The organism is Amycolatopsis albispora, assembly GCF_003312875.1.
Lineage (GTDB): Bacteria > Actinomycetota > Actinomycetes > Mycobacteriales > Pseudonocardiaceae > Amycolatopsis > Amycolatopsis albispora.
On sequence record NZ_CP015163.1, the window covers coordinates 3,693,304 to 3,705,678 of the forward strand.

A 12,375-nucleotide genomic window follows, 5' to 3' on the forward strand; every position below is an offset into this window, starting at 1 on the left:
CCCTCTCCAAGCCCCCCAGCGGGACGAACGCGGTGATGTTCCCACGTCGGCGACCGGCGCGTATGGCCACCCGCCAGATTCCCCCGTCGCGAAATTGTCGGACCCCCGGCGCAAGATGGACAGCGTGACCGGAGTGCTGGACCTCTTCTCCCCCGCGACCAGGGATTGGTTCGCGGGGGCCTTCGCCGCGCCCACCCAGGCGCAGGAGGGAGCGTGGCGAGCGGCACACGCCGGCGAGCACGCGCTGGTGGTCGCGCCGACCGGCTCGGGCAAGACGCTGTCCGCCTTCCTGTGGGCGCTGGACCGGCTGACCGTGGAGCCGCCGCCGGAGAGCGCGCTGCACCGTTGCCGGATCCTGTACGTCTCGCCGCTCAAGGCGCTCGCGGTCGACGTGCAGCGCAACCTGCGCGCGCCGCTGGCCGGTATTTCCCAGGCGGCGCGGCGGCTCGGGCTGCGGCCGCCGGAGATCGAGGTCGGCATGCGCACCGGTGACACCACCGCCGCCGAGCGCCGGTCGTTCCAGCGCACCCCGCCGGACATCCTGGTCACCACGCCGGAGTCGCTGTTCCTCATCCTCACCTCGTCGGCCAGGGAGTCGCTGCGCGGGGTGGAGACGGTGATCGTCGACGAGGTGCACGCGGTGGCGGGCGGCAAGCGCGGGGCGCATCTGGCGCTGTCGCTGGAGCGGCTGGACGCGCTGCTGCCGAAACCGGCCCAGCGGATCGGGTTGTCGGCCACGGTCCGCCCGCTCGACGAGGTGAGCGCCTTCCTCAGCGGCGGGCGGCCGGTGCGGGTGGTGCAGCCGAAGCTGGCCAAGACCATCGAGGTCCGGGTCGAGGTGCCGGTCGAGGACATGGCCGACCTGGACGCGCCGCGGGAGTCACGGGAACCGGAGGTCGCGCCACCGTTCCCGATGGACGGTGAACTCGAACCACCGGAGGAGGTCAGGCGCCCGTCGATCTGGCCAGCGGTGGAAGAGCGGGTGCTGGCGCTGATCCGAGCCCACCGCTCGACCATCGTGTTCGCGAACTCGCGGCGGCTGACCGAGCGGCTCACCTCGCGGTTGAACGAACTGGCCACCGAGATCGGTTCGGAGTTGCAGCCGGGGCAGCGGTACCCGGCCGAGGCGATCGGCGAATCGGGCCTGTCCACCGGAGCGGAGCCGGTGGTGGCGCGGGCGCACCACGGATCGATGTCGCGCGAGCAGCGCACCCACGTGGAAGAAGAACTGAAGTCGGGGCGGCTGCCGTGCGTGGTGGCGACCTCCTCGCTGGAGCTGGGCATCGACATGGGCGCGGTCGATCTGGTGGTGCAGATCGAGGCGCCGCCGACGGTGGCCTCCGGGCTGCAGCGCGTCGGCCGGGCCGGGCACCAGGTGGGCGCGGTCTCCAGCGGGGTGATGTTCCCGAAGTTCCGCGGTGACCTGGTCTCCTGCGCGGTGGTCGCCGAGCGGATGGCGGCCGGGGCGATCGAGGCGGTGCGGTATCCGCGCAACCCGCTGGACGTGCTGGCCCAGCAGGTGGTGGCGATGGTTTCGCTGGAGCCGTGGACGGTGGAAGAGGTGGCCGGGCTGGTCCGGCGCGCGGCGCCGTTCGCCGGGCTGCCGGACGACGCGCTGCACGCCGTGCTGGACATGCTCGCCGGCCGGTACCCCAGCGAGGAGTTCGGTGAGCTGCGGCCGCGGATCACCTGGGACAGAGTCACCGGCGAGCTGCGCGGGCGGCCGGGGGCACAGCGGCTGGCGGTCACCTCGGGCGGCACCATCCCGGATCGCGGGCTGTTCACCGTGATGACGCCGGGTGCCGAGGGCAGGCCGGGCTCGCGGGTGGGCGAGCTGGACGAGGAAATGGTCTACGAGTCGCGGGTGGGCGACACCATCCTGCTCGGCACCTCGTCCTGGCGGATCACCGACATCACGCACGACCGGGTGATCGTGGTGCCCGCTCCCGGCGAACCGGCCCGCATGCCGTTCTGGAAGGGGGACGCGCCGGGCAGGCCGCTGGAACTGGGGCGGGCGCTGGGTGCCTTCGTCCGCGAGCTGTCCACTTTGGACGAGGAGGCGGCACGCGAGCGGGCCGGGAAGGCCGGGCTCGACGAGTTCGCCACCGGCAACCTGCTGGCCTACCTGGCCGAGCAGCGGTCGGCCACCCGGCACGTGCCGAACGACCGCACGGTCCTGCTCGAGCGCTACCGCGACGAGCTGGGCGACTGGCGGGTGATCCTGCACTCCCCGTTCGGCGCGCAGGTGAACGCGCCGTGGGCGCTGGCGATCGCCGCGCGGCTGCGGGAGAACCGCGGGGTGGACGCGCAGGTGGCCCATTCCGACGACGGCATCGTGCTGCGGTTGCCGGACGCGCTCGACGCCGAGGGCGCGGACGTCCGGGTCGAGGTGGACGACGTGCTGCTCGACCCGGAGGAGGTCGAGCAGCTGATCATCGCCGAGGTGGGTGGTTCGGCGTTGTTCGCCGCGCGGTTCCGTGAGTGCGCGGCGCGCTCGCTGCTGCTCCCCCGGCGCGATCCGCGGCGGCGGAGTCCGCTGTGGCAGCAACGGCAGCGGGCTTCCCAACTGCTGTCGGTGGCGGCGAAGTACGAGCGGTTCCCGGTGGTGCTCGAAGCCATGCGGGAGTGCCTGCAGGACGTGTACGACGTCGGCGGGCTGCGCGAGCTGATGGCGGACGTGCGGGCACGCAAGGTCCGGGTGGTCGAGGTGGAGACGCCGTCGCCGTCGCCGTTCGCGCGGAGCCTGCTCTTCGGCTACGTCGGCATGTTCCTCTACGAAACGGACGCGCCGCTGGCCGAGCGGCGGGCGGCGGCGCTGTCGCTGGACTCCACGCTGCTGGCCGAACTGCTCGGCACCGAGGCGATCCGCGAACTGCTCGACGCGGAGACCGTCGCCGAGGTGGAGCGCTCGTTGCAGCGGCTGGACGAGGATCGGCACGCCCGGCACGCGGAGGACGCCGCCGATCTGCTGCGGTTCCTCGGTGACCTGTCGGTGGAGGAAGCCGGGCAGCGGGGCATCCAGCCGGAATGGCTGACCGAACTGGAGTCGGCCCGGCGGGCGATCCGGGTGCGGATCGCCGGGGCGGAACGGTTCCTCGCGATCGAGGACGCGGGGCGGGTCCGTGACGCGCTCGGGGTGGCGTTGCCGGTCGGTGTGCCGGAGGCGTTCACCGAGCCGGTGCCGGATCCGCTCGGCGGGCTGCTCATCCGGTACGCCCGGACGCGCGGGCCGTTCACCGCGCGGCAGGCGGCGGAGCGGTTCGGGCTGGGGCCGGCGGTGGTGACCGGTGTGCTCGACAGGCTCACCACCGAGGGCAGGCTGGTCCGCGGTGAGCTGAGCCCGGTGGGTCACCCTGGCGAACGAGAACCGCACGACCTGGGGCTGGAGTACTGCGATTCGGCGGTGCTGCGGCGGTTGCGGCGGGCCTCGCTGGCGAAGCTGCGTGCCGAGGTCGAGCCGGTGGAGCCCGCCGCGCTGGGGCGGTTCCTGCCCGCGTGGCACGGGATCGGCGCGCGGATGCGGTCGGCGCCGACCGCGGACGACGTGCTGTCGGTGGTGGAGCAGCTGGCCGGGGCGCCGCTGCCGGCCAGCGCGGTGGAGTCGCTGATCCTGCCCAGCAGGCTGCCGGGGTACCACCCGGCCCTGCTCGACGAGCTGACCACCGCCGGCGAGGTGGTCTGGGCCGGGTGCGGCACGCTGCCGGGCAGCGACGGCTGGCTGGCGCTCGCCCCGGCCGACGTCGCCGACCTGCTGCTGCCCGAGGTGGAGGAGAACCCGCCGGACGGTCCGGTGCACGCCGCGATCCTGTCCACTTTGGACGGCGGGGCGCTGTTCTTCCGCCAGCTGGTGGACCGGATTTCGGTGCTGGTGGACACCCCGCCCAACGACGGGGACGTGGTGACCGCGCTGTGGGACCTGGTGTGGGCCGGGCTGGTCACCGGTGACACGCTCGCCCCGATGCGGGCGCAGGTTTCCGGGGCGGGCGCGGCGCACAAACCACGCCGGTCGGCGCCGCGCGGCCGGTACGCGCGGATGCGGGCCGCCCGGCCCGCGATGCCCTCGCGAACCGGGCCGCCGACGGTCGCCGGGCGCTGGGGGCTCACCCCGAACCGGGAGACCGAGCCCACGCGGCGCACGCACGCGAGGACCGAGGCCTTCCTGGAACGGCATGGCGTGCTGACCAGGGGTGCGCTCGACACCGAACGGGTCACCGGCGGGTTTTCCGGGATCTACAAGGTGTTGCGCGGCATGGAGGACTCCGGCCAGGTGATCCGGGGTTATGTGGTGGAAGGGCTCGGCGCGGCCCAGTTCGCGGCGAAGGGCGCGGTGGACCGGCTGCGGGCGATGTCGGACAACGCGGGCGGGCGCACGGCCACCGGCGCGGTGGTGCTGGCGGCCACCGACCCGGCCCAGCCGTACGGGGCCGCGCTCGACTGGCCCGCCGCGGTGGGCGAGACCAAGCACCGCCCGGCCAGGAAGGCCGGGGCGCTCGCGGTGCTGGTCGACGGGGTGCCGGTGCTGTACGTGGAACGCGGCGGGCGCTCGCTGCTGTCGTTCACCGAGGCGGAACCGGCGTTGCGGGCCGCGGCGGAGGCGTTGTCCACGGCGGTGCGGTCCGGCTGGCTCGGGCAGTTGTCGGTGCAGCGGGCCGACGGCGAACAGGCACTGACCTCCGCGCTCGCCGAAATCCTCCGCGAAGCCGGATTCCGGGCGACACCGAAGGGTCTGCGGTTGCGGGCCTGAGGGCCTCCTAAACTGCGGGGAAAGCTGGGGCCTAACGAAGGAACAGATTCATGGCGTTGCGGGAGCTGCGGTACTTCGGCGATCCGGTGCTGAAAACGGTCAGCGATCCGGTCACCCGGTTCGACAAGTCCACCGAGGCGCTGGTGACCGACCTGCTGGACACCGTCGACGCACCCGGCCGGGCCGGGCTCGCCGCCCCGCAGATCGGGGTGAACCTGCGGGTGTTCAGCTACGACGTGGGCTCGCTCAAGGGGTACGTGATCAATCCGGAGATCGTTGAGCTCTCCGAGGAGACCCACGAGATCACCGAGGGCTGCCTGTCCGTGCCGGAGCTGTGGTTCCCGACCGTCCGGGCGAAGCACGCCGTGGTGAAGGGCGTCGACCTGCGCAACGAGCCGATCGTGGTGGAGGGCGACGACGTGCTGGCGCAGTGCCTGCAGCACGAGACCGATCACCTCGACGGGCTGCTCTACCTCGACCGGCTGACCCAGGACCGCAAGAAGAAGGCGTTGCGTGAGGCCAGGGGCAAGGACTGGTTCTGGTCGCGCCGCTGACCGCGGGGTCAGTGAGTGGCGGTTTGTGACAGCGAGACGACAGCGGGTCGCCGTAGGCTGAACTGCGGCCTCCGGAGCTTCCTCCCCCCTTGAGTGCCGGAGGCCACTTCGCGCTCAGGGAATCGCGATGCGGAGCACGCCGTCCTCGGGCAGCGGGGCACGCAGGCCCGCGCGCAGAGCGGCCCGGCGCACGGCGTCCTGGCCGGGCAGGCAGACCGCGGTCAGCTCGTGGTGCCCGGCGGCAGCGCCCAGTTCGGCGAGCCTGCCGATCAACGCGGTGCCGAGGCCCTGCCGCTGCCAGCCGTCCTCGACCAGCAGGGACACCTCGGCGGTGCCGCCGGTGGCGGCCGGGATCAGCTGGCCGAGGGCGACCACCTCACGCCCGGCGACGGCGAGCAGGCTCAGCCCGCGCGGCGGCATGAGCAGCCGGTGCAGCCAGCGGCGGGGCACGGTGCGCACACCGGTGTGGTAGCGGTGGAACATGGTGCTCATCGAGCACCGCGAGTGCAGCGCGAAAACCGCGTCGGCGTCAGCGGGCCTGCCGGGGCGCAGCACCACCATGGCGCCGTCCTCGCAGGTCACCACGGCGGGGCCGGACAGGTTCGCCCGTACCGCGACGAGCAGGTCGAGCATGGCCTGCGCGCGGGTGATCTCCAGCTGCACGAACGGCGCCCAGCTGCGGCGGGCGACCAGCGCGCCGTCCCGGCCGGCCGGGAAGACCCGGCGGTGGCCGCCTTCGGTGCGCACCGGGTTGGCTTCGGCCGCGGGCACCAGGGTGACCACGTCCGCGGCCAGCACCTCACGCAGCACGTCGGCCACGGCGGCTGGGTCGTCGACCGCGCGGCCGACAGCGGCCAGCGCGGCGGCGGACGGGTCCACCAGCTCGTGCACGTCAGCGTCGGTGACCCCGGCGCAGTCAGCGCCTTCCGCGGCCAGCGCCTCGACGAGTTCGGCACGGCTGAGGCCGGCGGCCGGGCGGAGCACCAGCTCGTCGACCACGCCGCCGGGGACCGGCATGACCTGCAGGCCCAGGATGTTGCAGCCGAGATCGGCCAGCCGGATGGTGACCCTGGCCAGGGTGCCGGGGCTGTCGTCCATGCGGATCCGCAGCCGCCAGGTGGCAGTGGTGTCCGTGTGGCCCGCGGTGTTCGCGGCGACGCCCGGAACGATTGCGGTGGTGGTGCGCGTTCGGCCCATGTCCATCACCCCACGGTCCGCCCCGGTTGTTGCCGGTCGGGGGCGTGGGTGTTTCGGCCTTGTCAGCTGATGCGCACCCCCGGTCACCCGGGGGAAACAACCCGGAAGTCGTTGCCGCCCGGATCCTGGCGCAGGCCGGGCGCGGGGCCCGTCACCTCCAGGCGCACCCTGTCCTCGACCTGCTTGGCGTCACCGTCACGCAGGACCTCCAGCCACGGGCCGACCCCGCTGGGTGCACGCAGCCCGATCTGCACCGGATGCCGCTTGACGATCGGCCAGCCCGAGGTGGTGGACCAGAACTCCGCCAGCTGCTCGAAGGCGGCGGGCTCGACCGGCCCGCTGTCGAGCACCACGGCGGCCAGCACCCCGGTTTCGGCGTACTCCGGCCGCGGCTCCAGCACGCAGAACTCGTTGCCGCCGGGATCGGCCAGCACCTCCCACGGCAGCTCGCCCTGGCCGATGTCCGCTCGGGTGGCGCCCAGCGCCAGCGCCTTGTCCACAATGGACTTCTGGGCCGCGGCGGAGGAACTGGCCAGGTCCAGGTGGATCCGGTTCTTCACCGTCTTCGGTGTCGCGGTTTGCTCGAAGGCCAGCGAAAAACCGGCCGCGGCCGAGGTGAGCTCGACGCGGCCGGGGCGGTCCACCGTGATCGGCCAGTCCACAAAGGACGACCAGAACCCGGCGACCGCCCGCGGGCGGGCCACCGCGAAGACCACCGCTTTCAACGTCATGACCACCAACCTAGGACGTGTTTCACGAGCCTGTTCGATGGGCTCCGTGATCCAGGTGGTTCCTGGCGGTGCCCGGGCGTTCGGCCTTGTACTCGGCCGAAGGCCCGGTGCCGCCAGGGCCGCCCGGGCGCGGAGAGCGCGAACAAGACTTGTGAAAAGCACCCTAGCCCGATCCACTTCCCCATGGATCCGCTATCGGGTGGCCAGCCGCAGCAGCGCCCACAGCTGGGCGATCGCGTCGAAGTCGCCGCTTTGCTCCACCGCGCCGTTGGGCAGCCTGCCCCACAACCAGAGGTAGACCACCACCGGCGGACCGGTGACCTGGGCGTCGGCCCGATCGGCCTCCTCCTCGGTGCAGCGCCAGGCATGCGTCTCCCCCGGACCGGCCCTGGCGAACCAGCTGTGGTCACCGGTGCGCACCGCCACCGAGCCCTCCCTGGTGCCGGACAGGCCCAGCTGGAAGAGCCGGTGCGCGAACCAGACGCGGAGCACCTCGTCCACCCCGTCGAGCGCGACGTCCTCCCCGATGTGGCCGCGTTCCCGCCCGGCGGCCTCCTCCAGGTCGACCCGGTGCACGGTGACCTCGTGCGCCATCCGGCGGCGCCAGAACAAATAGGACTCGTCCTCCGGCGACCAGGTGGAGGCCCACTCACCGGGCGGGTGCGCGACCAGCCGGGCGTGCAGCTCGCGCAGCCCGGTGCGCAGGTACTCCTCGGTCGTCTGCTCCGCGTCCGGCTCACGCTGCCAGTGGGCAGGCGGCTCGCCACCCGCCAGCCGCGCCGTCACCACCCGGCACACGCTGCCCACGTGCCGCAGCAGCCCGTCGGTGGTGAAGCCGGGACAGGCGGGCACCGGCGCTTCCGGCGCGGTCGTGCGCGCGAGCTCGCTCAGCGACTCGCCCTCGGTAGCGATCACGTCCAGCAACCGGCCGGGATCGACGAGGTCGTGCGCCCACATCAACTGCTCCCGTGCACGGCCTGACGGGCCAGCTCGAGAAACTGCGCGCTCTGCTCGAACAACTCGTCGGCGGTCTCCGCGCTCGGGCGGCGGCTGGTGCCGGACAGCAGCGCGGCCTGCGTCGCGGAATTGGCCGCGAAGAACAGCGCCCACTCCTTCAGTTCGGGCACGGCGGCTTCCAGCAGCACCCACACGCTGGCTGGTCTGGCGCGACCGCGGTGCGGGCGGCCACGCGCGGCGACCACGGCCGCGGCCGACTTGTGCGCGGCCAGGTAGGCGGCCACGAACCGCTCGGCGGGCTCGGTTTCGCGGCTCGCCTCGGTCAGCGCCCGGCGGGCCCTGGCGAGCAGCGAGACCGCCGCCGGCGGCGCCGGCGGTCGCAGGGACATCGGCAGCATCGTCTGCGCGGCGCACACTCGTGAAGTGATCGCTGTGGACATAACGGCAGCCTTTCGCTTTCCCGGGGGACCGGGTGGTCGCGGCACCCGGCGGCGAAACGCTTCCCCCGCCCCGCCGCCGGGCACCTCTCGGCGGGCGCCCACCGAGCGTCGAACGTATGTTCGAACTCCACAGTAACCCGTCGGCGGCGATTCGCCAAGTGGGCGGGGCAGGGACGCTGCGCCGGCCTGGCGTCCCGTGATCTGATGGACGGCATGAGCACCTTCGAACACCCCGCGATCGCCAAGGTGGCGGCCGCACTCGCCGAGGCGGGCCTGCCCAGCGCCGCCGACGGCATCCGGGTACTGCCCGCCGAAGTCCGCACCGCCGCGCAGGCCGCCGAAGCGCTCGGGGTGCCGGTCGGCGCCATCGCCAACAGCCTGGTCTTCCGCGCCACCTTCGACGACGGTGACGGCCCGCTGCTCGCGCTCACCTCCGGCGCGCACCGCGCCGACGTGGCCACGCTCGCCGAGCTGTCCGGCGCTTCGGCCGTCGGCAAGGCCGATCCCGCCTTCGTCAAGCAGCACACCGGCCAGGTGATCGGCGGCGTGGCGCCGGTCGGGCACCCGGCGAAGCTGACCACGCTGGTGGACACCGCGTTGCGGCAGTACGACGTGGTCTGGGCGGCCGCGGGCCACGCGAAAGCGGTTTTCCCCACCACCTACGCCGAACTGCTCGCGCTCACCGGGGGTCGTGCGGGCGCGCTGGCCGGCGCGCGGGAGAATGCACACCCGTGACCGCGACCTCCTCCGGCTACACCCGGTTCGCCCGCCTGTCCCAGGCGGAGTTCCGGGCGCGGCTCCCCGAAGCGCTCGACATCTACGTCAGCGCCATGCGCTATCCCGACGGCACGGCGGAGCAGCGCGCGCCGATGTGGCTGACGCACGCCCTGCGCGAGGGCTGGCGCTGCGTCGCCGCGCTCGACGAGGAGGACACGCTGCTCGGGCTGGCCTACGGCTACCGGGGCAGCGTCGGGCAGTGGTGGCACGAACAGGTGCGGCGCGGCCTGCTGCAGCGCGAAGGCCAGGAGGCCGCCAGCCGCTGGCTCGGTGACTACTTCGAGCTGACCGAGATCCACGTGCGGCCGGACCAGCAGGGCGCCGGTATCGGCGAAGACCTGCTGCGCCGCCTGCTCGACGGGGTGGACAACGCCAGGGTGCTGCTGTCCACCCCGGAGGGCACCAGCCGGGCGTGGAAGCTCTACCGCCGCGTCGGTTTCGCCGACGTGCTGCGGGACTACTACTTCGCCGGTGATCCGCGGGCGTTCGCCATTCTCGGCCGCACCCTGCCGCTGGATCCGCCCACGCCGTCGAATTGAACGGTGTTTTTGTTCGACCGGAATTCGGTGGCGAACTCCGGCGGTTATTCGGCAAGGTATCCGGGTCGACCACGCGCGTGTAACGTCGTGCGGCGCCGCGACGACTCGTTGGGCGAATCGAATTGCCGCGCGAAACCCCCGAGGAGAGAGATGCCCGAGCAATTCACCAGGCCGCTGCTCGTGCTCGGTGCGGCGGGCAGGCGGCGCCGCGATCCGGAGCACGACGGACGCCGCGCCGCGGACCGCGAGGACAGGCTGAGCCGCGCCCTGCACTCGCTCGCCATCCAGGTCCGCCAGCTCCGGCGCTGACCGGGGCCCGGACCGGCGGCCGGGCCCCGGCCGCCGGTCAGCCCCGCTGCTGCCGCACCGACGCCACGCCGAGCGCGCCGACCAGCAACGCCGCCCCGCACCAGCCGGTCAGGCCCAACCGCTCATCGAGCAGCAGGGCCGCCAGCAGCGCGGCGACCAGCGGTTCCAGCAACGCGGCCAGCGCCGCCACCACCGGGTGCGCGGTGCGCAGCCCGCGGAAGTAGGCCGCGTAGGCCACCGCGGTCGGGCACACCGCGAGGAACAGCGCCGCGGCCATCACCTCGGGCCGCCAGTCCGCCGAGAGCACCGAGCCGAGGCTCAGCGGCACCAGCAGCACACCTCCGGCCAGGCAGCCGAAAGCGATGGTGGGCAAGGGTTCCAGCCCGGCCACCGGCTTGCCGTTGACCAGCGTCAGCACGGCGAACCCGGCCCCGGCGGCCAGCGCGCAGGCCAGTCCGCCGACGAGCACACCACCGCCGCCCGTGCCTTCCGTGCCGATTGACGACGAGGTCAGCAATGCCAGCCCGGCCAGCGCGATGACCACCGCGGCCACGGTGGCCGGCGCGGGCAGCCGCCGGTCCCGGATGGTGGTGGCCACCGCGACAAAAACCGGCACGCTGCCGATCGTGGTCATCGTCGCCAGGCTGACCGAGGTCAGCGCGACCGAGGCGAAGTAGCTCACCTGGAACTCCGCCAGCAGCACGCCGACCACCAGCAACCGGACCAGCACCGCGCGCCCGCGCGGCACCGCCCGCAGTTGCCCGGTCACCAGCAGGTACCCAATGGCGCACAATCCGCCGAACAACAGCCGGCAACCGGCCACGGCCAATGGGTGCAGATTTCCCTGCGCACTGAGAAAGGAACCGGCGAGACCGCCCGTGCCCCAGAGAACACCCGCGGTGACCAATGCGACGGCAGCCCGATCTTTCGCGGGCGCGACTACGGAAATGGACAAGAAGAACACGCTCCAACGTCGAAGAAAAGGGGGAATTCCGACGTGCGGGGCGCTGGTTCGGCAGACAGCACAAGAACGCCGGTGGTGGTCGATCACCAGCCGGCCGGGCACGCCCCGCTCAGGAGCGCGGGGGTGGGGTGACGAGGAAGACCCGGTGCATGGCGGTGAACCTACCCGATCGGCGCCGCGCGGCCCATCGAATTGAGTTCGGCCTCACTGGCGTTGCCGCCGCTGCAGACCACGGCCACCGACCGGCCGGCGAAGCGGTCCCGGTTGGCCACCAGTGCGGCGAGCGCGGCGGCACCCGCGCCCTCGGCCACGGTGTGCGCGGCCCGCAGGAACAGGCGCTGGGCCCGCGCGATCTCGGCGTCCTCGACCAGCAGGAAGTCGGTCAGCCCGGCACGCAGGAGCCGCTGGGTCAGCGCGAACCCGGAACCCGTCGCAAGGCCTTCGGCGGCGGTGCGGTTGGGCCGGTCGACCAGCTCACCCGCGCGCCAGGAATCGTGTGCGGCCGGTGCCGCCGACGACTGCACGGCGATGACCTCGCAGTCCGGCGCCAGAGCCGCGGCGACCAGCGCGGCGGCCGCCGCCCCGGTGCCGCTGCCGGCCGGGACCAGCACCACGTCCAGGCCGGGCGCCTGCTCGAACAGCTCGACGTAGGCGGTGGCCACGCCGGCGATGATCGCCGGTTCGTTCGCCGCACTGACCAGCCGCATCCCGCGTTCGGCGGCGACCGTTTCCGCGTGCGCGCGGGACTCGTCGAACCGTTCGCCGTACTCGATCAGCTCGGCGCCGAGGTCACGCACGGCCCGCGCCTTGGCCGGGTTCGGCCGCTCCGGCATGACGATCGTGCACGGCACACCGTGGTGGGCGGCGGCGTAGGCGAGCGACTGCGCGTGGTTGCCGGTCGAGTACCCGAGCACCCCGCGAGCGCGTTCCGCCGGGTCGAGCGAGGCGAGCAGGTTGAGGCCGCCACGCACCTTGAACGCGCCGGTCGGCTGGACGTTTTCGTGCTTGACGCGGACCTTCGCGCCCGTCGCCGCGTCGAGCGCGGGGTACGCCGACAGCGGGGTCGGCGAAAGCAGCGGGCGAAGGAGCTGACGCGCGTGAAGCACGTCGGTGATGGTCGGAAGCCGCATGCCTTCACCGTCGCAGCGGCGAGAGCATAGGTC

The 12,375-nt window shown here is 73.1% G+C and carries 11 protein-coding genes; 5 read left to right on the forward strand and 6 right to left on the reverse strand.

Annotated features, from left to right (window positions below; genetic code table 11):
- The first annotated feature begins 115 nt into the window (after window positions 1–115).
- Entirely contained in the window at window positions 116–4,744 is a 4,629-nt protein-coding gene (locus A4R43_RS17145; RefSeq protein WP_113693249.1) for an ATP-dependent helicase, read from the forward strand.
- Between the two features lie 50 nt (window positions 4,745–4,794).
- Window positions 4,795–5,298: a peptide deformylase gene (gene def / locus A4R43_RS17150; protein WP_113693250.1), complete on the forward strand. Its 504-nt coding sequence runs from the start codon at window positions 4,795–4,797 to the stop codon at window positions 5,296–5,298.
- A 114-nt stretch (window positions 5,299–5,412) separates the two neighbouring features.
- Here the strand turns inward: def and A4R43_RS17155 are convergent, their stop codons facing one another.
- The 4 genes from A4R43_RS17155 to A4R43_RS17170 all read right to left on the reverse strand — a co-directional run bounded on the left by A4R43_RS17155 (window position 5,413) and on the right by A4R43_RS17170 (window position 8,623).
- On the reverse strand, window positions 5,413–6,501 hold the full coding sequence (locus A4R43_RS17155; protein WP_418190827.1) for a GNAT family N-acetyltransferase: 1,089 nt from the start codon (window positions 6,499–6,501) through the stop codon (window positions 5,413–5,415).
- A gap of 77 nt (window positions 6,502–6,578) precedes the next feature.
- The gene (locus A4R43_RS17160; protein ID WP_113697672.1) at window positions 6,579–7,226 is read right to left on the reverse strand and encodes a VOC family protein; all 648 of its coding nucleotides are present in this window, start codon (window positions 7,224–7,226) and stop codon (window positions 6,579–6,581) included.
- Window positions 7,227–7,418: 192 nt separating this feature from the next.
- Entirely contained in the window at window positions 7,419–8,183 is a 765-nt protein-coding gene (locus A4R43_RS17165) for a maleylpyruvate isomerase family mycothiol-dependent enzyme (RefSeq protein WP_113693251.1), read from the reverse strand.
- A complete protein-coding gene (locus tag A4R43_RS17170; RefSeq protein ID WP_113693252.1) occupies window positions 8,183–8,623 on the reverse strand; it encodes an SAV_6107 family HEPN domain-containing protein in 441 nt (146 codons plus the stop codon). Before A4R43_RS17170 ends, A4R43_RS17165 begins: the two co-directional genes overlap by 1 nt.
- 213 nt (window positions 8,624–8,836) lie before the next feature.
- Between A4R43_RS17170 and A4R43_RS17175 the strand changes: the two genes are divergently transcribed.
- From A4R43_RS17175 to A4R43_RS42780, 3 genes are all read left to right on the forward strand, one after another.
- Window positions 8,837–9,358, forward strand: a complete 522-nt coding sequence (locus A4R43_RS17175; RefSeq protein WP_113697673.1) for a YbaK/EbsC family protein — start codon at window positions 8,837–8,839, stop codon at window positions 9,356–9,358.
- On the forward strand, window positions 9,355–9,939 hold the full coding sequence (locus tag A4R43_RS17180; RefSeq protein WP_113693253.1) for a GNAT family N-acetyltransferase: 585 nt from the start codon (window positions 9,355–9,357) through the stop codon (window positions 9,937–9,939). The genes A4R43_RS17175 and A4R43_RS17180 overlap by 4 nt, the downstream gene beginning before the upstream one ends.
- Before the next feature lie 150 nt (window positions 9,940–10,089).
- On the forward strand, window positions 10,090–10,248 hold the full coding sequence (locus tag A4R43_RS42780) for a hypothetical protein (RefSeq protein WP_162788501.1): 159 nt from the start codon (window positions 10,090–10,092) through the stop codon (window positions 10,246–10,248).
- 37 nt (window positions 10,249–10,285) lie between these two features.
- Here A4R43_RS42780 and A4R43_RS17185 read toward each other — a convergent pair whose 3' ends face one another.
- Window positions 10,286–11,197: a DMT family transporter gene (locus A4R43_RS17185; protein ID WP_113697674.1), complete on the reverse strand. Its 912-nt coding sequence runs from the start codon at window positions 11,195–11,197 to the stop codon at window positions 10,286–10,288.
- A 176-nt stretch (window positions 11,198–11,373) separates the two neighbouring features.
- Window positions 11,374–12,342, reverse strand: coding sequence for a threonine ammonia-lyase (locus A4R43_RS17190; RefSeq protein ID WP_113693254.1), 969 nt, complete (start codon window positions 12,340–12,342; stop codon window positions 11,374–11,376).
- Window positions 12,343–12,375: the final 33 nt, after the last annotated feature.

Excerpts from the sequence above, each read along its gene's own strand:
- A4R43_RS17175 (WP_113697673.1), top strand. The coding sequence starts at position 8,837 with ATGAGCACCTTCGAACACCCCGCGATCGCCAAGGTGGCGGCCGCACTC.
- A4R43_RS17155 (WP_418190827.1), bottom strand. The coding sequence starts at position 6,501 with ATGGACATGGGCCGAACGCGCACCACCACCGCAATCGTTCCGGGCGTC.
- A4R43_RS42780 (WP_162788501.1), top strand. The coding sequence starts at position 10,090 with ATGCCCGAGCAATTCACCAGGCCGCTGCTCGTGCTCGGTGCGGCGGGC.
- A4R43_RS17145 (WP_113693249.1), top strand. The coding sequence starts at position 116 with ATGGACAGCGTGACCGGAGTGCTGGACCTCTTCTCCCCCGCGACCAGG.
- A4R43_RS17170 (WP_113693252.1), bottom strand. The coding sequence starts at position 8,623 with ATGTCCACAGCGATCACTTCACGAGTGTGCGCCGCGCAGACGATGCTG.
- A4R43_RS17165 (WP_113693251.1), bottom strand. The coding sequence starts at position 8,183 with ATGTGGGCGCACGACCTCGTCGATCCCGGCCGGTTGCTGGACGTGATC.
- def (WP_113693250.1), top strand. The coding sequence starts at position 4,795 with ATGGCGTTGCGGGAGCTGCGGTACTTCGGCGATCCGGTGCTGAAAACG.
- A4R43_RS17160 (WP_113697672.1), bottom strand. The coding sequence starts at position 7,226 with ATGACGTTGAAAGCGGTGGTCTTCGCGGTGGCCCGCCCGCGGGCGGTC.
- A4R43_RS17190 (WP_113693254.1), bottom strand. The coding sequence starts at position 12,342 with ATGCGGCTTCCGACCATCACCGACGTGCTTCACGCGCGTCAGCTCCTT.